17 protein-coding genes are annotated in these 17,830 nt (G+C 63.5%); 3 read left to right on the plus strand and 14 right to left on the minus strand.

The window, feature by feature from the left end; genetic code table 11:
- Positions 1–2,197: beta strand repeat-containing protein (locus AU381_RS02380; protein ID WP_164476156.1), on the plus strand; the 2,197-nt coding region annotated here is incomplete at its 5' end.
- Between the two features lie 75 nt (positions 2,198–2,272).
- On the opposite strand, the gene AU381_RS02385 is transcribed toward AU381_RS02380, so the two are convergent.
- The 11 genes from AU381_RS02385 to speB all read right to left on the minus strand — a co-directional run bounded on the left by AU381_RS02385 (position 2,273) and on the right by speB (position 12,219).
- Positions 2,273–2,860 (minus strand): NADPH-dependent FMN reductase, encoded by a 588-nt coding sequence (locus AU381_RS02385; RefSeq protein ID WP_064240227.1) that lies wholly within the window; start codon positions 2,858–2,860, stop codon positions 2,273–2,275.
- Between the two features lie 138 nt (positions 2,861–2,998).
- Entirely contained in the window at positions 2,999–3,952 is a 954-nt protein-coding gene (locus tag AU381_RS02390) for a ring-cleaving dioxygenase (protein ID WP_064240228.1), read from the minus strand.
- Between the two features lie 104 nt (positions 3,953–4,056).
- Complete coding sequence (locus AU381_RS02395) at positions 4,057–4,836, minus strand: carbon-nitrogen hydrolase family protein (protein WP_064240229.1); 780 nt, start codon at positions 4,834–4,836, stop codon at positions 4,057–4,059.
- Positions 4,833–5,633, minus strand: coding sequence for an ABC transporter permease (locus AU381_RS02400; protein ID WP_064240230.1), 801 nt, complete (start codon positions 5,631–5,633; stop codon positions 4,833–4,835). Before AU381_RS02400 ends, AU381_RS02395 begins: the two co-directional genes overlap by 4 nt.
- On the minus strand, positions 5,630–6,484 hold the full coding sequence (locus AU381_RS02405; protein ID WP_064240231.1) for an ABC transporter permease: 855 nt from the start codon (positions 6,482–6,484) through the stop codon (positions 5,630–5,632). The genes AU381_RS02400 and AU381_RS02405 overlap by 4 nt, the downstream gene beginning before the upstream one ends.
- Positions 6,481–7,518: an ABC transporter ATP-binding protein gene (locus AU381_RS02410; protein WP_064240232.1), complete on the minus strand. Its 1,038-nt coding sequence runs from the start codon at positions 7,516–7,518 to the stop codon at positions 6,481–6,483. The genes AU381_RS02405 and AU381_RS02410 overlap by 4 nt, the downstream gene beginning before the upstream one ends.
- A 234-nt stretch (positions 7,519–7,752) precedes the next feature.
- Positions 7,753–8,832, minus strand: a complete 1,080-nt coding sequence (locus AU381_RS02415; RefSeq protein ID WP_064240233.1) for an ABC transporter substrate-binding protein — start codon at positions 8,830–8,832, stop codon at positions 7,753–7,755.
- Between the two features lie 71 nt (positions 8,833–8,903).
- A complete protein-coding gene (locus AU381_RS02420) occupies positions 8,904–9,551 on the minus strand; it encodes an amino acid ABC transporter permease (RefSeq protein ID WP_064240234.1) in 648 nt (215 codons plus the stop codon).
- Complete coding sequence (locus tag AU381_RS02425; RefSeq protein WP_064240235.1) at positions 9,548–10,216, minus strand: amino acid ABC transporter permease; 669 nt, start codon at positions 10,214–10,216, stop codon at positions 9,548–9,550. Before AU381_RS02425 ends, AU381_RS02420 begins: the two co-directional genes overlap by 4 nt.
- A gap of 68 nt (positions 10,217–10,284) precedes the next feature.
- The gene (locus AU381_RS02430) at positions 10,285–11,079 is read right to left on the minus strand and encodes a transporter substrate-binding domain-containing protein (protein WP_064240236.1); all 795 of its coding nucleotides are present in this window, start codon (positions 11,077–11,079) and stop codon (positions 10,285–10,287) included.
- An 84-nt stretch (positions 11,080–11,163) separates the two neighbouring features.
- A complete protein-coding gene (speB, locus tag AU381_RS02435) occupies positions 11,164–12,219 on the minus strand; it encodes an agmatinase (protein ID WP_064240237.1) in 1,056 nt (351 codons plus the stop codon).
- A 215-nt stretch (positions 12,220–12,434) separates the two neighbouring features.
- On the opposite strand from speB, the gene AU381_RS02440 reads away from it, so the two are divergent.
- Together AU381_RS02440 and AU381_RS02445 are read left to right on the plus strand one after the other, a co-directional pair.
- Positions 12,435–13,472 carry a LysR substrate-binding domain-containing protein gene (locus AU381_RS02440; protein WP_064240238.1) on the plus strand — a complete coding sequence of 346 codons (1,038 nt, stop codon included), beginning with the start codon at positions 12,435–12,437 and terminating at the stop codon, positions 13,470–13,472.
- A gap of 44 nt (positions 13,473–13,516) precedes the next feature.
- The gene (locus AU381_RS02445; RefSeq protein ID WP_064240239.1) at positions 13,517–14,695 is read left to right on the plus strand and encodes an aminotransferase; all 1,179 of its coding nucleotides are present in this window, start codon (positions 13,517–13,519) and stop codon (positions 14,693–14,695) included.
- A 94-nt stretch (positions 14,696–14,789) separates the two neighbouring features.
- Here the strand turns inward: AU381_RS02445 and AU381_RS02450 are convergent, their stop codons facing one another.
- From AU381_RS02450 to AU381_RS02455, 3 genes are all read right to left on the minus strand, one after another.
- Positions 14,790–16,223, minus strand: a complete 1,434-nt coding sequence (locus AU381_RS02450; protein ID WP_064240240.1) for an aldehyde dehydrogenase family protein — start codon at positions 16,221–16,223, stop codon at positions 14,790–14,792.
- 303 nt (positions 16,224–16,526) lie between these two features.
- Positions 16,527–16,676, minus strand: a complete 150-nt coding sequence (locus AU381_RS30190; RefSeq protein ID WP_082909608.1) for a hypothetical protein — start codon at positions 16,674–16,676, stop codon at positions 16,527–16,529.
- Positions 16,677–16,797: 121 nt separating this feature from the next.
- Complete coding sequence (locus AU381_RS02455; RefSeq protein WP_064240241.1) at positions 16,798–17,712, minus strand: transglutaminase-like domain-containing protein; 915 nt, start codon at positions 17,710–17,712, stop codon at positions 16,798–16,800.
- Positions 17,713–17,830 lie beyond the last annotated feature (118 nt).

Genomic DNA, 17,830 nt, shown 5'->3' on the forward strand with positions numbered 1-17,830 from the left:
GGTCGCGGCAAGCCGCGGCGAGGACGAGGCGGGCTTCGGCGTCGATCTGCTGGCGGGGGCGAGCGACGCCGATGCCAGCGATGTGCTGCACGTCGCCGGCCTGACACTGACCGGCGGCGACGCTTCCGGCGTCACCGTCGGCGGCGACAGCCTGGCGGTCGACCCGGGCGCCTACGATCATCTCGCCGTCGGCGAGACCGCCGTCATCACCTACAGCTACGACATCGTCGACGGCCACGGCGGCGCCGTCGCCCAGACCGCCACCATCACCATCACCGGCGCCAACGACGCCCCGGCCGTGTCGGCGGCGGTCGCGGCAAGCCGCGGCGAGGACGAGGCGGGCTTCGCCGTCGATCTGCTGGCGGGGGCGAGCGACGCCGATGCCAGCGACGTGCTGCACGTCGCCGGCCTGACGCTGACCGGCGGCGACGCTTCCGGCGTCACCGTCGACGGCGACAGCCTGTCGGTCGACCCGGGCGCCTATGATTATCTCGCCGTCGGCGAGACCGCCGTCATCACCTACAGCTACGACATCGTCGACGGCCACGGCGGCGCCGTCGCCCAGACCGCCACCATCACCATCACCGGCGCCAACGACGCCCCGGCCGTGTCGGCGGCGGTCGCGGCAAGCCGCGGCGAGGACGAGGCGGGCTTCGCCGTCGATCTGCTGGCGGGGGCGAGCGACGCCGATGCCAGCGACGTGCTGCACGTCGCCGGCCTGACGCTGACCGGCGGCGACGCTTCCGGCGTCACCGTCGGCGGCGGCCTGTCGGTCGACCCGGGCGCCTACGATTATCTCGCCGTCGGCGAGACCGCCGTCGTCACCTACAGCTACGACATCGTCGACGGCCACGGCGGCGCCGTCGCCCAGACCGCCACCATCACCATCACCGGCGCCAACGACCATCCGATGAACACGGTTCCAGGGGCGCAGACGGTCGGTTCCAACACCGCGACCGCAATCACCGGTATCGCCGTGGCCGATGTGGACAGCACGAATGTGACCACGACCCTCTCCGTGTCCAGTGGCAAACTGACGGTCGGAACGGGAAGCGGTCTCACGGTCAACAACAACGGTACGAACACCGTGACGATCAGCGGGACGCTCGCGCAGGTCAATGCCGCGCTGGCTACGCTGAGTTATCTCAGCAACACGAACTACAGCGGCGCCGATGTATTGACCGTAGTAACGTCGGACGGCTTGGCAAGCGATACGGATATGGTGGCGATCACGGCCAATCCGCCTGCCAATGTAGCACCGGCGGCATCCAATGATGTCATCGTCATATCAACAGGAACGTCCGTTTTCCTCTCAGCCGCTTGGTTGCTCAACAACGACACGGACACCGACGGAGACGCACTTTCGATTTCAGCGTCGAGCATCATCGGCTCGCTGCCGAGCGGTTGGACGATCACGCCGGTGACTGCCGGCGGGGTTATCACCGGGTTCAATGTCAGCACGGGCAATGTCAACCAAGCTGCTATTCTGTCGTATACGGTAGACGATGGACAGGGACACTTGTCGACCGCTCAGTTCACGATCCGGACACCCTCCACGCCGTCCAACAACGTGGAAAACGAAATCGACCTAGCCTCCCTGAACTACAACTACTCGTACATCGATGGAAAGGCTCAGGGTGATGAACTCAAGGCTAACCTGACACTTACCGGGACGCAGGGAAACGACGTATTCGTCGGCGGTAGCGGCGAAGACTTCCTTGATGCCGGCGCCGGCAACAACATTCTCACCGGGGGAGGCGGCTTCGACACGTTTGTCTTCCGGAATTTCGCAGGAACAACAAATCACGTCACCGACTTCAATTCCGGCGGGAACTCGACGTTTGTTGATAGGTTGCAATTCGAAATCGGGACTGGGGCCAACGAGTTCTCGGTGGGCGACAACGATTCGGCCATCATCTTTAAGATGGGGGGTGACGCCGCAATCAACGTCGCCGGCACGGAAATTGCTGTGAAGACGGATGCCAGCGTCACCAACGCGACGGTCCAGAGCACGATCGACAGCTACACCAACATTACGACCGGTGCCCTGTTCGTATTTCACAATACGACCCTGGGCCACGCCGCGGTTTACTACGACTCTAAGCCGAGCGCGGCCGGCGGCGCAGTGCTGGTCGCAGAACTTGACAGCATAGGCACCCTCGGCAACTTCAACGCCAGTGATTTTCTATTGATCTGACTTGGTCGAATGAAGATGGGTTGCTGACCTAATCCGCTCCAGGCGGCAATCGCCGAACTTCGGCGCCTGGCCTCTTCAGCTTTTCGAGGGAGCCTCGCCCCCGCGCTGTTTCACGGTCGCGGCATAATCGGCGAACGCCTGAACGAACCCGCGCAGCCGCTCGCGGGTTTCTTCGTCGGCCAATTGGCCCTCGCTGTCGAAAAGCGCGCGTGCCTTCGGCACCATCAGCCGCTTGCCCGACCAAAGCTCGGCGCCGAGCGTTCGTAGCACGGCGAGCCAGGCGTTCTGGCTGAGAATGGTCCCGAAGCTCCCCGGCGTTGCGCCGGCGAGCGCGAACGGCCGGCCGCCGAACACTTTGCGAATGTCGGCAGGGGGGCGGCTCAGCCAGTCGATGGCATTCTTGAAAACGCCGGGCACGGAGTTGTTGTATTCCGGCGTGAAGAGAATGACGCCGTCCGCCGCGATGATCTGCTGTTTCAGTGCCTCCGCCGGAGCCGGCACGCCGCTTTCGGCCTCCACGTCGCCGTCATAGAGCGGAATTCCATGCAGGGTCGCGGTCTCGAACTCGACCCCCTCGGGCGCTACCGCTTTCGCCGCGGTAAGCAGTCCGGTGTTAAAGGACGCCTTGCGCAGGCTCCCCGATATGCCGAGAAGTTTCGTCATCGATAAAGGACATCCTCCGGTTCGCGTGGGCCGCGGAACTTCCAGTAGTGAAACTAGGGGAATGAAAACGAAAGGAAAGCCAAGACGTAGCTGCTTCCGGCTCATGCATGGCGACGAGAAAAAAACGACCGCCAGTACCTATTCCAGCGGCTTCAGCCTCGCCTCGATCTGCGCCCGCTTCGGCTCCAGGAAGGGCGGCAGCGACAGGGTTTCGCCGAGCGACTCCAACGGCTCGTCGACGGCAAAGCCCGGTCCGTCCGTGGCGATCTCGAACAGGATGCCGTTCGGCTCGCGGAAATAGAGCGAGCGGAAGTAGAAACGCTCCACCTCGCCGCTCGACGGCAGATGAAAGGCCTTCAGCCTCTCCGTCCACTGGTGCAGCCTGTCGATGTCCGGCGCGCGGAAGGCGACGTGGTGGACGGCGCCTGCTCCCTGCCGGGCGATCGGCAGCCCCGGCTGGACCGCGACATGCAGTTCCGCCGCCGGCCCGCCCTCGCCCATCGAGAAGACATGCACCTCGCCGTTCCCGTCCGGCGAAGCATAGTGACGCACCTCGCGCATATTCATGACATGGGTGAGCACCAGCGCCGTATTGGTGATATCCGGCACGCTGATCGTGATCGGCGCAAGACCCCTGATCTGGTGCTCGGCCGGGACCGGGCTCCTTTCCCAGGGATGCGACGGTGCAAGCCCACCATCGTCCACGAGACGGAAGCGCTGCCCCTCGCCGTCCTCGAAATCGAGAGAGGTGCGGCCGTCGATTTCGCTGATCTCGCCCGAGGCCACATTCAGTTCGTCAAAGCGCCGCTTCCACCATTCCACGCTTTCGGCACCGGCGACGCGAAGCCCGGTCCGCGAGATGCTGTGCGTTCCGCGCCCCTCCGGCCCGACCGGCCAGTCGAAGAAGGTCAGGTCCGTGCCGGGCGTCGCCTTCCCGTCGGCATAGAACAGATGATAGGCAGTCGTGTCGTCCTGGTTGACGGTCTTCTTGACGAGCCGCAGCCCCAGCGTCTTGGTATAGAAGCGCAGGTTCTCCGGCGCATTCGCGGTAATAGCCGTTAGATGGTGGATTCCGGTCAGTTGCAAGCTCATGATTGCCTCCTGGGGCTTTCGGTTGAGCTGGATATCGGTCTGGCCAAGCGTAACACAAGGGAGATGGCGCGAACGGATTGTCCCCTGACAGCGAACGATCGAAATCAGACTCGTCTGAGGTCCTTGAGGTACGTATTCTCGCCGCGCGAAATGGCAAAGGCCGCAGGATCGATTTCGGCGAAAATCAGCGTTTCATCGGAGGAATTGGCTTTAGCCATGACCTGTCCGTCCGGAGACGCGACACAGGAAAGACCGGCGAAGGAGAACATGGCGTCCGAGCCGCAATGATTGACATAGGCGACGAACACCTGGTTCTCGAAGGCTCGTGTCCGGATCATGTGGTCGGTGATGAACGTACCAGACCAGCCGGCCGGGAGCGCCGTCGGCACCAGCACGGCATCGGCGCCGGCGGATGCGAGCCGGCGGACATTTTCCGGAAACTCGACATCGTAGCAGATCAGCATGCCGCAGGTGACGCCCCGATGCTCGAAAAGGCGCGTCGACGGTTCCGCCGGCGTGAACAGCGAGCGTTCGTAGTCGCCATAGAGATGCGATTTCCGATAGATCGTCGGCTCGACATCGGCGACCACATGGACAGCGCTGTTGTAGACGGCTGCGCCTTCGCGTTCTGCAAAGCCGGCGATGATGGCGATGCCGGCGTCGCGCGAGATCCGCTGCAATGCTTGCAGGGTTCCCCCCTTGGCCGGCTCAGCCAGTGCCAGGATGTCTTCGCCCGCGCCGTAGCCGGTGATCCCGAGTTCCGGCGTCACCAGCAATGTCGCCCCCTTGGCCGCAGCCTCGGCGGCCGCGCCTTCGACACGGGCGAGGTTGGCGGCGATGTCGCCGCCGACGCTCTTCATCTGCAGGGCCGCGAGCTTCATCATTTTTGATCGGATGCCATGGCGCCGAGCAGCTTCGGCAGGTCGCCGAAGCGGGCGACGAGACCGAAGATGACCGCCGCCGTCGAAACGAAGAGAACCGTCACCGAGGCCATGGTCGGCGTGTAGCCATAGCGGAGCGCGTTGAAGATCTTGATCGGCAGCGTCTCCATCGTGAAGCCGACGGTCATGTAGGCGACGATATATTCGTTGAGCGACAGCACGAAGGCGAAGGCGTAGCCCGAGACGATATAGGGCAGGATCAGCGGCAGCACGACGGTGCGGAAGATGGTGCGCTCGTCGGCGCCCATCGTCGCGGCGGCCTCCACCAGCGAGCGATCGATCGAGGTGAAGCCGAGCGACAGCGTCACCAGCGGCAGGGTCACGAAGAAGATCGCGTGGCTGACGACCGCCGTCCAGGGCTGGCCGTAAAAGCCGGCGGTTGCCCAGAAGGTCAAAAGGCCGAGCGCCGTAATCACCGGCGGCAGCGTGAAGGGGGCGACGCCGAGGAGCTGGAAGATATTCGCCCAGGGCGCCACCCGCCGCCACAGGAACCAGGCGAGCGGCAGCGCGATCGCCACGGCGAGCGCTGCCGAGAGCAGCGCAAGCGTCACGGAGGCGAAAAGCGCGTTTCTCCATTCGGGATTGAGGAAGATTTCGCCGTACCAGGAGGTCGAAAAACCTTCCGGCGGAAAGGCGAGCGTCTGCTTCTGATTGACCGAGACGCCGGCGACCACGATCAGCGGGAGCGCGAGGAAAAGGCCGATCAGGAAGAAGTAGAGTTTCTGGTAAACGGAGGTCATGCAGCCTCTCCCTTGCGTCCGGCGATCACGGTGAGCGCCACCAGTCCGAGCGTCACCAGCACCAGAAAAACAGCCATCGCGGCGGCGAACGGCATGTTGGACTGGTAGATCGCCTGGTCGGTAATCAGCACCGAAAGCGTCCAGTGCTGCGGCCGGCCGAGAAGCTGCGGCAGCAGATAGGAGCCGAGCGCGAAGATGAACACCATGATCAGCGTAGCCACGATGGTGTTCCTAAGCGCCGGCACGACGACGGTGAAGAACGCCTTGGGCGGTGATGCGCCAAGCGTGCGTGCCGCCTCGGTGAGCGTCGGGTCAAGCCGGACGAGCGCCGGGAACAGGACCAGCACGGTATAGGGGAAGGCCTGGTAGACCATGCCGGTCAGCACCGCCGCGAAACTCGGCGTCAGGGCCTTCGCCTCGCTCATCAAGCCAAGCGCGACAAGGATGTTGGTAATGCCGGCGGTGCGCGAGAAGAGCGTCGACCAGGCAAAGCCGATGATCACCTCGGAGAGCGAGAGGATCGAGAGCAGCGCCACCAGCCAGACAATCTGCACGCGGCGTGCCATGCGCGTCAGCAGATAGGTGAACGGCAGCGCCAGCACCACGCAGCAGATGGCGACGGCGATCGCCATCATGAGCGAGAAGCCGAGCACGCCACCGAAGAAGGCCGAGAGGAAGCGCTCGTAGTTGTCGAACACGAAGGCCGGCGTATAGAAGCCGCCCTGCTGGCGCTGGAAGAAACTGACGGCGATCATCGTGCCGAAGGGCACGACGAAGAAGATGGTGAGCATCGCCGCGGGGAAGAGGAGCGGCGAGTAGTCGCCGAAGGTCTGGGGCGGTTCGCGTCTCATTTCCTGAGCACCACGCAGACATCTGGGGTGAGGGCGATGCCGACCTGCTGGCCGACGCTGACCTCCGGCCGCTCCCGAGGCGTCGAAACGGCGACGATCTGGCGGTCTCCAGCCTCGACGAAGGTCTCGATCGTGCCGCCGAGGTCGCGCACGAAGGTAACGGTGCCGGTCAGCGCGCCGGCGCCGGGCGCGGTCAGGTGAACGTCTTCCGGCCGGATCGAGATCGTCGCCTTGGCCGCCCCGGGCGGCAGTTGCAGGCCCGGAACCGGCTGGCCGAGCACGGTGACATGGTTGCGGGTATCCGATTCCACCTCGATCAGATTGGTCTGGCCGATAAAGTCGGCCACGAAGCTGTCGGCGGGGCGCCGGTAGATCTCGATAGGCGAGGCCGCCTGGCGGATTTCGCCGCCGCTCATGACGACGACCGTATCGGCCATGGTCATCGCCTCGCGCTGGTCATGGGTCACGACGATCGTGGTGATGCCGAGCTTCTGCTGCAATTGCCGGAGTTCCACCTGCATGGCCTCGCGCAGCTTGGCGTCGAGTGCGGAAAGCGGTTCATCGAGCAGGAAGAGCTTCGGCGAGATCGCCAGCGCCCGGGCGATCGCAACGCGCTGACGCTGGCCGCCGGAAAGCTTGGAGACCGGCCGGTCCGCATAGCCGGAAAGATGGATCATCGACAGCAGTTCCTCGACCCGCTTCTTCTGGTCCTCCTTCGGTGCGCCGCGAATGCGCAGGGAATAGGCGATGTTCTCGCCGACCGTCAGATGTGGAAAGAGCGCCAGCGACTGGAACACCATGCCGAGATTGCGCTTGTGCGTCGGCACCCGCGTAATGTCCTCTCCGTCGAGCCGGATGGCCCCGGAAGTCGGCAGGTCGAGGCCGGCGATCATCCGCAGGAGGGTTGTCTTGCCGCAGCCCGACGGACCGAGCATGCAGACGAAGGTGCCGTGCGGCACCGTGAGGTCGACGTCGTTGACGGCCTTGAAGGCTCCGAATTCCTTGACGACGTTCTGAAGGGCAAGTCCCGACATATGTTCCCCGCTTTGGCGCCTCATGCGCAAATGCTGCAATGCCAGCACCTATCGAGGCGCGACGGTGGCGGCAGCATTCGAGTTTGGACATAGGTTATCCCTAAACCGCCCGCGGTTTAAGGGATTATGCACTGAGCCATGCCGCCGTTGTGAGTGCGACAGCGGCCTTGACCCAGTTGTAGGCGCACGGCGCTGCAGTCCGCCCCGTTGACCGGGGCGGACTGCACGCGACCGTCAACCGACGATAAGCTCCGTCCACTTCTGGTTCAGCCAATCCGACTTCGTCTGGTAGAGGTCGTAGCGCGGGACGATTGGCTCGATATCGGACGACACTGCGGCAAACTCCTTTTCCGTCAGATCGGTCGACTCGCGCTTGACCGTTGGCGAGGTGCCGACCTTGCGCGACAGCGTCGCCTGGATCGCCGGCTGGCACATGTAGTCGATGAAGATATGTGCTTCCTCGGACTTCTGCGAGGCGCGCGACAGCGCCCAGCAACCGGAATCCTGGATGCCGCCCTCCTTCGGGAAGGTCGAGCGAACCGGATGACCGTCGGCGGCGGCAAGCCCGGTGACGTCGTGGTAGTACTGGCCCATCGGAATTTCGCCCGACTTCAGCGCCTGCTCGAACTGCGCCTCGTCGCGGTACCAGAGGCGAACATTCGGCTTCACTTCGGCGAGCTTCTCGAAGGCCTTCAGGATCCCCTCCTCCGTGTCGAGCGCATTGGTGCCGCCCATGTGGGTCTTGGCGGTCACTTCGAGCAGGAAGGAGTTGGAGACCAGCGCCAGCAAGCCGAGCTTGTCGGCGTTCGCCGGATCCCAGAGGGCCGTCCAGGAGGTCGGGGCTTCCTTATAGACGTTGGTGTTGGTGACGAGCGTGATGTACCAGGATACGGCACCGACACCGGCGACGCGGCCGTCCGGATATTTGTTGACGAAGCGGTCGAGAAGGTCAGACGCATGCTTGATCTTCGCCATGTCGATCGGCGTCCAGAGCTCGGTCGCCTGACCCTTGAGCATCGCAACCTGCGACATCATCGAAACGTCAGCCGGCGCCTGTCCGGCACGGGCCGCCTGCTCGAGCTGGACCAGCCAGGCCTCGCCGGTCGGCTCGGCGACCGACTCGACCGCAATCCCCGTCGCCTTGGTGAATTCCGGGAAGATGTTCTTGTCGAAGGAGTCCTTGAAGTAGCCGCCATAGACGCCGACCTTCAGCGACTTGTCCTGGGCTCTCAGCACCGCGGGCATCGCCAGCATCGATGCACCGGCAAGCCCCGCTCCCAGCAGCGTGCGGCGCTTGATGGAATTAATGTTCATTGCATGTCTCCTTTGTTTTGGCGGCTACGCCGCGTTCCCTGTTGTCGTTAATTCCCTGGATCTTCTAAGTCTCAATGTGCTGGCGCTCGTCGCTCGAGCAGCCGCGCGTATTGCGTCAAGGGATAGCAGAGCACGAAGAAAATCGCGGCGACCAGCCCATAGACGGTGAACGGTTCGAAGGTTGCATTATTGATCGCATTGGCTGTCCTGAGAAGCTCCTCGAAGCCGATGATCGAGGTCAGCGCCGTGCTCTTGATGAGCTGCACCAGGAACCCGACCACCGGCGGACGCGTGATCGCAAAGGCCTGCGGCAGAATGACGAGACGCAACTCCTGGAGATAGTGCAGGCCAAGGCTGGCGCCGGCATCCCATTGCCCCCGCGGCAGCGCTTCCACGCCTCCCCGCCAGATTTCCGCCAGGTAGGCGCTGGCATAGAACGTGAGCCCAAGTGCTGCCGCCGTCCACGGTTCAATGCGGAATCCGAGCATCGGCAGGCCGAAGAACATCAGGAAGAGCTGCATCAGCAGCGGCGTCCCCTGGAAAAGCGCGATATAGCCCGCACCGAAGCGGCGCAACCACGGGCGCTTCGCTATGCGCGCAAAGAGGATCAACAGGCCGACCGCAGCGCCGCCGGCGAAGGCGACCATCGAAAGAAGAAGCGTCCAGCGCGTTGCGAAAAGCAGATTGCGCAAAATATCCCAGAAGGTGAATTCGATCACGACACGCCCGCCCCCAAGACACGCCGGCCGCCGGCGACGAAGAACCGCCTGATCGCCATCGACAGGCCGAGATAGATCATGGTGACGACGAGATAGGTCTCGAAGGACCGGAACGTCCGTGCCTGCAGCAGGTCGGCCTCATGCGCGAGCTCGCGCACCGCGATCTGCGAAACGACTGCCGATTCCAGCATCATGATGACGACCTGGCTGGTCAGTGCCGGGAAGATTACCTTGAGTGCCTGGGGCAGGATGACCTTGATGAAAACCTGCGGCGCCCTCAAGCCGAGTGCGAGAGCCGCCTCGCTCTGCCCCTTCGGCACGGCATCGAGACCCGCGCCGACGATTTCGGTCGTGTAGGCGGCCATGTTCAGGGTCATTGCAAGGATCGCCGCGACGATCGGGTCGAGGCGGATGCCTATCGTGGGCAGGCCGAAGAAAATGAAGAAGAGTTGGACCAGAAACGGGGTGTTGCGGACCACCTCTACATAAACCGCAACTGCTTTGCTCAGCAGGTCATAGCGGCTGCGGCGTGCGGCCGCCAAGAGAATGCTGATCAGAATGCCGAGCACCGTCGTGCAGGCAATCAGCAGCAAGGTCATGGCAGCACCGTGAGCGATCGCGCCCGCGGCGTCGTGAAGCCATCTAAAGTCGAGGCTGTAGCCCATCGTCGCAACCCTTCCAGGACAGCCTGCGGAAAAGGCTTTCCGCAGGCTGCACGTGCCCATTGAGCCGCTTAGTCCTTGAGGTTGTCGGGGTTGAGCGGCGTCTTCAACCATGCCTGCGAGCTTTCGTTCAGCTTGCCGTCCGCCACCATCTTGGCGACGGTGTCGTTGACCGATTGCTTCAGGCGTTCCTCGTTCTTGTTGAGACCGATATGCGACGGTGACGTCAGCAGCTGGAATTTCTGTTCCGGCTTCAGCGCCTCCTGGCGTGCCAGCACCTGTGCGCCGACGTCGTTGCCGACCACCATCAGCTGCGTCTGGCCGGAGATGAAAGCCTGGATCACGGCATTGTAGTTGTCGAAGCGCTGAATGCTGGCAGAGGCCGGTGCTGCTTCGGTGAGCGACGTATCCTCGAGCGTGCCGCGATTGACGGCGATCGTCTTGTCGGCGAGATCGTCCTTGCCGGCGACCTTGAGTTCGGCCGGACCAATGACGGCGATGTAATAGGGTGCATAGGCGGCCGCGAAGTCGATAACTTCCGCACGCTCCTTCGAATAGCCGACGCTCATCAGAATATCGACGCGCTTGTCGTTGAGATAGGGAATGCGGTTCTGGCCGGTAACGCTGACGAGATTTAGCTTCACTCCGAGCCCTTCGGCGATCTGCTGCGCGACGTCGATATCATAGCCCTTGATGCTCATGTCGGCGCTGGCCGATGAGAAAGGCGGGAAATCCGAGAAGATGCCGACATTGATCTGGCCGGCAGCCTTGATGTCGTCGACCGCGTCGGCGCGAGCGATTCCTGTCGCCGCGCCAATCATCAATGCGGCGGTAAACATTGCTTTCAGCTTCGCATGGATAGTCATTGTCGTTCCCCTGTTCGTTTTTGGCTGTGTCAGCATCGCCCGGCGGCCACCTCCAGTCCGGCAGCCGGGCTATCTTTCAAGGCGTCATGTTCCGGTAATCGCCGGACTGAAGACCATGAGACTCAGAATCTCGAAGAGCACCTGGGCGCCGGCATGGGCCGTATTGGTCGTCGCATCATATTGCGGGGCAACCTCCACCACGTCGCCGCCGACGAGATTGATGCCCTTCAGACCGCGGATCAGCTCCAGCACCTCGCGAGTCGTCAGTCCGCCGACTTCCGGGGTTCCGGTGCCCGGCGCGAAGCTCGGGTCGAGGCTGTCGATGTCGAAGGAAAGATAGGTCGGACCGTCGCCGACGATCTCCTTCGCCTTCTCGATGATCGCGGGAATGCCGAGGCCGCTGACCTCTTCCGCATGGATCACCGTCATGCCGGACTCGTAGGAGAATTCCCACAGATATTCGGCCGAACCGCGAATGCCGATCTGGACGACGCGGGTCGGGTCGAGCACGCCGTCGAGCACGGCGTTGCGGAAGGGGCCGCCGTGATGGAATTTGGTGAGATCAAACGCGCCGCCGGTGTCGCAATGGGCATCGATATGGATCATGCCGACCGGCCGCTTCTTGCCGACTGCCTTGAGGATCGGATAGGTCATCGAGTGGTCGCCGCCGACCGAGAGCGGCACGACGCCGGCGTCGACGATCTGGTTGAGGCGCTTCTCGATGTCCTCGTGGCAGAGTTCCAGCCGGTAACGGCTGCTGAAGGGAACGTCGCCGATATCGGCAACCCGGAGATCGTGTACCGGCGCGCAGCCGAGCACATGGTTATAGGGCCCGATCCGCTCGATGGCGCGCAGCGCGCGCGGTCCGAAACGGGAGCCCGGACGGTTGGTGACGCCGAGATCCATCGGGATGCCGACGATCGCCACCTGCAGGTTGCCGAAGTCCGGTTGGTCGGCATCGACCGGCATGTAGGGCGCGGTCAGGAAGGTGGGAATGCCGGAATAGGGCGCGAGCCGCGTGCCGCTTTTCGTGAAGATCTTGTCCGCGACCTTGCGGAAAGTCGGGTCGAAGAGTTCTCCGCCATGGCTTTCGCCATATTTCGCCTTCAACTCGCCGAGCTTCTTCTCGTCCCAGGCCATGTGCCGGAGCCTCCATGTCTGTTGCCGGGGAATGAAGGGTCGCGAAGCGGATCGCAACCGAAGGTATCGCCGGCAAGACCGGCTCGATCATGTTCCCCAGGCATTTTGCCCTTGTTGAACCTATTAGGTAACAAAACCTCTGGAAAATCAATTGACATTGTTATAGCGTTTCGTGTGAGAAAAACTCACACTATTGAAGTCCTCCGGAGCCCCGCGTGTCGAGCCGCCTGCCCCCGTTGAATCCGTTGCGCGCCTTTGAGGCGACTGCCCGGCGCGGCTCCGTTTCCGCGGCAGCGCGCGAGCTCAACGTCACCCACGGGGCGATCAGCCATCAGATCCGCGCGCTCGAACTTTCCTTCAACGCGGCCCTTTTCGAGCGCGGCGGCAAGCGGCTGAGGCTGACCCCGCAAGGGGCGCTGCTGCTGCCGGCCGTCACCCATGCCTTCGCGGAGATCGCCGCCGCCACGGCGGCGATGACCCGGCCCGCCACGAGCGGCGAGCTCAGGATCACCTGCGTGCCGGCGCTGCTCTCCTTCTGGATGATCCCGCGCCTGCATCAGTTCACCGAGCAGTTCCCCGACGTGCAACTGACGCTGGTCGCCTCCAATGACGAGGCGCATCTCCACTCGCCCGACGTCGATGTCTGCCTTCTCTATGGCGACGGCAACTGGGGAGACTGCTGGGCGAGGCTCTGGAGCCGGCTGGAGCTGTTTCCGGTGGTCAGCCCGACGCTCCTCAACATGCGGCCGCTGCGTTCGATCCGGGATCTGCGCGACCATGTGATGCTGCACGGCGACGACGGCCGCGAATGGAACACCTGGCTCGCCGCCGCCGACGCGGCGGACCTCCAGCGCGGCCGGCAGCACTTCATGAGCGACGCGCGGCTGTCGACGGAGGGCGCTCTTCACAACCAGGGCGTGGCGCTCGGCGATACGATCACCGCCGGCAGCCTGATCGCCCGCGGCGAGTTGATCGCGCCCTTCGATCTGACGGTGCCGGCCAACGACGCCTTTTTCGTCGCCTGCCGCAACGAGGTGCGTGCCGCACCGATCGTCCGCGTCTTCATCGACTGGCTGTTTGCGGCACTCGAGAGCGACCCGATGCCGGAGCTTCAGACGTCCGCGCGCACGATCATCCGGTCCCGCATGTCCAAGCAGGAAGATCCCAAATCGGCAGCGGAGGGCTTCCGGCCGGTTTCGTCACCCGGCAGCCGGCGCGTGGAAAGCCCGCAAAAACGCAAGATCAAGTCATAGAGCGGGCGCCGCCAGCTCCGCTCGTCAAATACAGGACACGCTCGATGCCTCATTTCAACCCGCTCGTCGCAAAGCTCTCGCCGCCGCCGGTCCCCTCGGTGCTTGCCTGGGCACAGGCCTATGACGGGGCAAAGGGCCCGCTGATCGACCTCTCGCAGGCGGTCCCCGGCTATCCGGCGCATCCGGACATGCTCAGATGGCTTGGCGAGGCGGCGGCGGCGCCCGTCTATACCGGCTACGGCCCGATCGAGGGCGAGCCTGAACTGCGCAGCGCCTATGCCGACCAGGTGGCTACACTCTACGGCGCCCCGATTGCCGCCGGCAACGTCCACATCACCTCCGGCTGCAACCAGGCCTTCATCTGTGCCGCCATGGCCATCGCAAGCGCAGGCGATACGGTGCTGATGACCAATCCCTATTATTTCAACCAGGAAACGACCCTGGCGATGCTCGGCATCAATGTCGAGCTCGCCCCATGCGATGCCGGCGCCGGCTTCCTGCCCGAGGTCGATACCATCGCCTCGGCGCTCCGGCCTGGCGTTCGCGCGCTCGCCCTCGTCTCGCCGAACAATCCGACCGGCGCCGTCTACCCGGCGGACCTGCTCCAGCGCATCTACGAAGTCTGCCGGGCCAACGGCGCCTGGCTCATCCTCGACGAGACCTACCGCGACTTCCTGCCCGATGCCGCGGTCGCCCCGCATCGCCTGCTCCAGACCGAGGGCTGGCAGGACGGCTTCATCGGCCTCTACAGCTTCTCCAAGTCCTTCTGCATCCCCGGGCACCGGCTCGGCGCGATCACCGCCGGTCCGGCAGTCGTCGAGCAGATGACCAAGATCATGGACAACCTGCAGATCTGCGCGCCGCGCTCGGCCCAGGCCGCTGTCGCCAAGGCGATCCCGGCACTCGCCGACTGGCGGCTCGCCAATCGCGCCGAGATCGCCGCCCGCGCCAACGCGCTGAAGGACGTCATGAGCCGCCTGCCGCAATGGAAGCTGCAGGCCATCGGCGCCTATTTCGCCTATGTCCGCCACCCCTTCCGCGACATCGACTCGCAATTCGTCGCCGAGAAGCTGGCAAAGCTTGCCGGCATCGTCTGCCTGCCGGGCGATTATTTCGGCGAGGGCCAGGAAAGCTATCTGCGCTTTGCCTTCGCCAATGCAGATGTGCCGACGATTATGAAACTGGAAGAGCGGCTCTCGGGATTCGCACTGCCGGGTATCTGAGTAGTGCCAGCTTTAACGGTGGAAATCGGAAAACGGGTGTCGATGCCCCCTCTGTCCTGCCGGGCAGAGGGGTGTTCCCCGTTGGCACCGTCGCTCAGGCCGCGTCCGGCAGATGCACCGTCTTCACCTCGAGAAAGTCCTCGAGGCCGAAAGTACCACCCTCGCGGCCGTTGCCCGACTGCTTGTAGCCGCCGAACGGGCTCCCGTAGCGATGCGGTCCCCCATTGATATGCACCATGCCGGCGCGGAGCCGTGCGGCGACCCGTTCGGCCCGCTCCGGATCGCCCGTCTGCACATAGGCGGCGAGGCCGTAACTCGTGTCGTTGGCGATCGCGATCGCTTCCTCCTCCGTATCGAAGGGAATGATCGAAAGCACCGGCCCGAAGACTTCTTCGCGCGCAATCCGCATCGAATTGTCGACGTCGGCGAAGATCGTCGGCTTGACGAAATACCCGGTCTCGAAGCCTTCCGGCTTGCCGGGACCGCCGACGACGAGGCGCGCGCCCTCGCCGACACCCGCCTCGATCAGCGCCTGCACCCGCTCGTACTGGATGTGGCTGACCAGCGGGCCGATATGCGAACCTTCCTTGGCGGGATCGCCAACTTCCGCCTCCCTGCCGATGCGCCGGGCGATCGCCACCACGTCGTTGTAGGCGCTGCGCTCGACCAGCATCCGCGTCGGCGCGTCGCAGGACTGGCCGGAATTGTTGAAGCATTCGAGGACGCCGGCGGTCACCCGCGCCTCGAGATCGGCATCGGCGAAGACGATGTTCGGCGACTTGCCGCCGAGTTCCAGCGTGACGCGCTTCACCGTATCTGCAGCGTCCTTGCTGACGGCGATGCCGGCGCGTGTCGAACCGGTGAAGGACATCATGTCGATGTCCTTGTGCTTGGAAAGTGCGGCACCGGCGTGAAGGCCGTCGCCATTGACGAGGTTGAAGACGCCCGCCGGGAAGCCCGCCTCGTCGATCATCTCCGCATAGAGCAAGGCGTTGAGCGGCGTGAACTCGCTCGGCTTCAACACGCAGGTGCAACCGGTCGCCAATGCCGGCACCACCTTGAGTGCAATCTGGTTGATCGGCCAGTTCCACGGCGTGATCAGCCCGCACACCCCGATCGGCTCGCGCATCAGCGTGTCGCCGTTCGGAAGTTTTTCACGCAATTTCAGGCGTTTCAGGGCATCGATATAGCCCTGCAGATGCCCGACGCCGACATCGGCCTGCTGCTCACGGCTCATCGTTTTCGGCGCACCAAGCTCCGCGGTGATCGTATCGGCCATCTCGTCGTAGCGGCGCTTATAGATCGCCAGCAGCTTTTCGAGAAGCGCCAGCCGCTCCTCCAGGCCGGTCCGGCTATAGCTTTGGAAGGCCTTTTTGGCGGCCGCGACGGCCCGGTCGATGTCGACTGCGGTGCCGAGGGAGATGACCGCGATCGGCTTTTCGGTGGCAGGATTGAGCACATAGAGATCGTTCTGTGCTGCTGGTTCGACCCATTCGCCGTTGATGTAGAACTTGCGTTTGTCGAGCATGCGCTGCCTCCTTCCCGTCAAAGTCTCTTGTTTCCCGCAGACCGGCATCGGATCGTCACCCAGCGCGGTCAGCGCGCGATAAGCGCGGAGCGACTTCCAATGCCTTGGCGACGACGTTTACCGGACAGGAGTCCGAGTCGTTCGCGGCATCGATTTGCGTAGCGAGGCACGCTACGACGCAAACAATGCACCTCGCAAGGTCTACGATGTCGCGGGCTTGCCCCGAACGATGAGACGGAAGACGACGGCCAGTTCACGCACTGCCGACGACAAGAAGTTCCGGAAAAAGTGCGTCGATGGAGCTCAGATGGCGCCGATGACGACGGCCGAGAGGAAGCTGAAAGCTGCCACGATGGCGATCGAGTGCGGAATAAGGTTGACCGGCAGACGCCTGGTCGGCTGCGCCACATGGAGTGCATAGCGGGAGTGGGTCATCGCCTTTGTCGCGTTCATTCTTCTCTCCGCTGTTGGTGTTCGCCTATATTCCTGTTCTCCTATATTCTCGATTAAGTTTGTAGATATTATTTTCTGCGGATCGCTCAAGGTGTGAATAATCCGTTTCCCGTCTTGGCGATCAGTGCCGCTCGCGGTCGCGTTCCTGCAGATGGCGCGACCAGGTCTCGCTGAACCACGGGGTCAGCAGCGAAACGTCGGCGGCGTGATGAGAACGACTGAGCCGGCTGTCGACCTCGACGGAGGTCCAGACGGTGAAGTGGGTCAGCTGATGCTTGCCGAAGGTCTGCATCAGCGGGATGTCCGCGGCATCCCGGCCGCGAGCCACCGGAATGCGGCCAGCCCGTCGCGCATTGTTCTTGGCATCGAACGTGTACCAGCGGTCGCCGAGATATACCTCGAACCAGGCGTTGAAATCCATCGGCGCCGGACTGTCGGGGACGCCGATGTCGGCCATGTAACCATGAACGTATCGGGCCGGCATGTTCATGCAACGGCAGAGGGCAACGGCCAGATGCGCGTAGTCGCGGCTGACCCCCAGCCGGTCCTCGTGTGCTTCGAGCGCCGTGCGCATCGCCTGCGCATAGCCGTAGCTGAATACCAGCCGGTCATGCACATAGTCCGAGATCGCCTGCACCCGTTGCCAGCCTGCCGGAACGTCGCCGAAGAGCCGCCAGGCAAGCCCGCTCAGCCGATCGGTCTCGCAATAGCGGCTGGCGCAAAGATAGGGCAGCAGAGAGGGAGGCAGCTTTTCCACCGGCACCGCCTCGGCCAGAGGATCCGAGGCGTCCAGCCGCCCGTCGTCGCTGATGACCGCGTCGTAGCCGAGCCTGGTTTCACCCTCAGGCAGAACCATGCGCAGGCAAATGTTGTGGTGGGGGTCGGTGATTTCCTCCATCGGAATGAGCGGCGAAGCGACCGGACCACGCTCCGTTACGACGGCGTTCCGCCGTTCCTTCGCGACGGACAGAAACGTCATCATCGGCGTCGCATTCGGGCAATCGATGCCAATCTCATAACCGAAGCGGATGAACATGCTCGACCCTCCCCCACTGCGATATTCCTGACACTTGCGCTCCGCGCCTGGAGCGCTGGCGGCGGCCAGGTTAGAACCCGTTCGACGCTCGATGCCGATGCCTGTTGTTATGAAAAAA

The organism is Sinorhizobium glycinis, from assembly GCF_001651865.1.
Lineage (GTDB): Bacteria > Pseudomonadota > Alphaproteobacteria > Rhizobiales > Rhizobiaceae > Sinorhizobium > Sinorhizobium glycinis.

Coding starts and splice junctions, on each gene's coding strand:
- AU381_RS02385 (WP_064240227.1), bottom strand. CDS start 2,860: ATGACGAAACTTCTCGGCATATCGGGGAGCCTGCGCAAGGCGTCCTTT.
- AU381_RS02390 (WP_064240228.1), bottom strand. CDS start 3,952: ATGAGCTTGCAACTGACCGGAATCCACCATCTAACGGCTATTACCGCG.
- AU381_RS02395 (WP_064240229.1), bottom strand. CDS start 4,836: ATGATGAAGCTCGCGGCCCTGCAGATGAAGAGCGTCGGCGGCGACATC.
- AU381_RS02400 (WP_064240230.1), bottom strand. CDS start 5,633: ATGACCTCCGTTTACCAGAAACTCTACTTCTTCCTGATCGGCCTTTTC.
- AU381_RS02405 (WP_064240231.1), bottom strand. CDS start 6,484: ATGAGACGCGAACCGCCCCAGACCTTCGGCGACTACTCGCCGCTCCTC.
- AU381_RS02410 (WP_064240232.1), bottom strand. CDS start 7,518: ATGTCGGGACTTGCCCTTCAGAACGTCGTCAAGGAATTCGGAGCCTTC.
- AU381_RS02415 (WP_064240233.1), bottom strand. CDS start 8,832: ATGAACATTAATTCCATCAAGCGCCGCACGCTGCTGGGAGCGGGGCTT.
- AU381_RS02425 (WP_064240235.1), bottom strand. CDS start 10,216: ATGGGCTACAGCCTCGACTTTAGATGGCTTCACGACGCCGCGGGCGCG.
- AU381_RS02430 (WP_064240236.1), bottom strand. CDS start 11,079: ATGACTATCCATGCGAAGCTGAAAGCAATGTTTACCGCCGCATTGATG.
- speB (WP_064240237.1), bottom strand. CDS start 12,219: ATGGCCTGGGACGAGAAGAAGCTCGGCGAGTTGAAGGCGAAATATGGC.
- AU381_RS02445 (WP_064240239.1), top strand. CDS start 13,517: ATGCCTCATTTCAACCCGCTCGTCGCAAAGCTCTCGCCGCCGCCGGTC.
- AU381_RS02450 (WP_064240240.1), bottom strand. CDS start 16,223: ATGCTCGACAAACGCAAGTTCTACATCAACGGCGAATGGGTCGAACCA.
- AU381_RS30190 (WP_082909608.1), bottom strand. CDS start 16,676: ATGAACGCGACAAAGGCGATGACCCACTCCCGCTATGCACTCCATGTG.
- AU381_RS02455 (WP_064240241.1), bottom strand. CDS start 17,712: ATGTTCATCCGCTTCGGTTATGAGATTGGCATCGATTGCCCGAATGCG.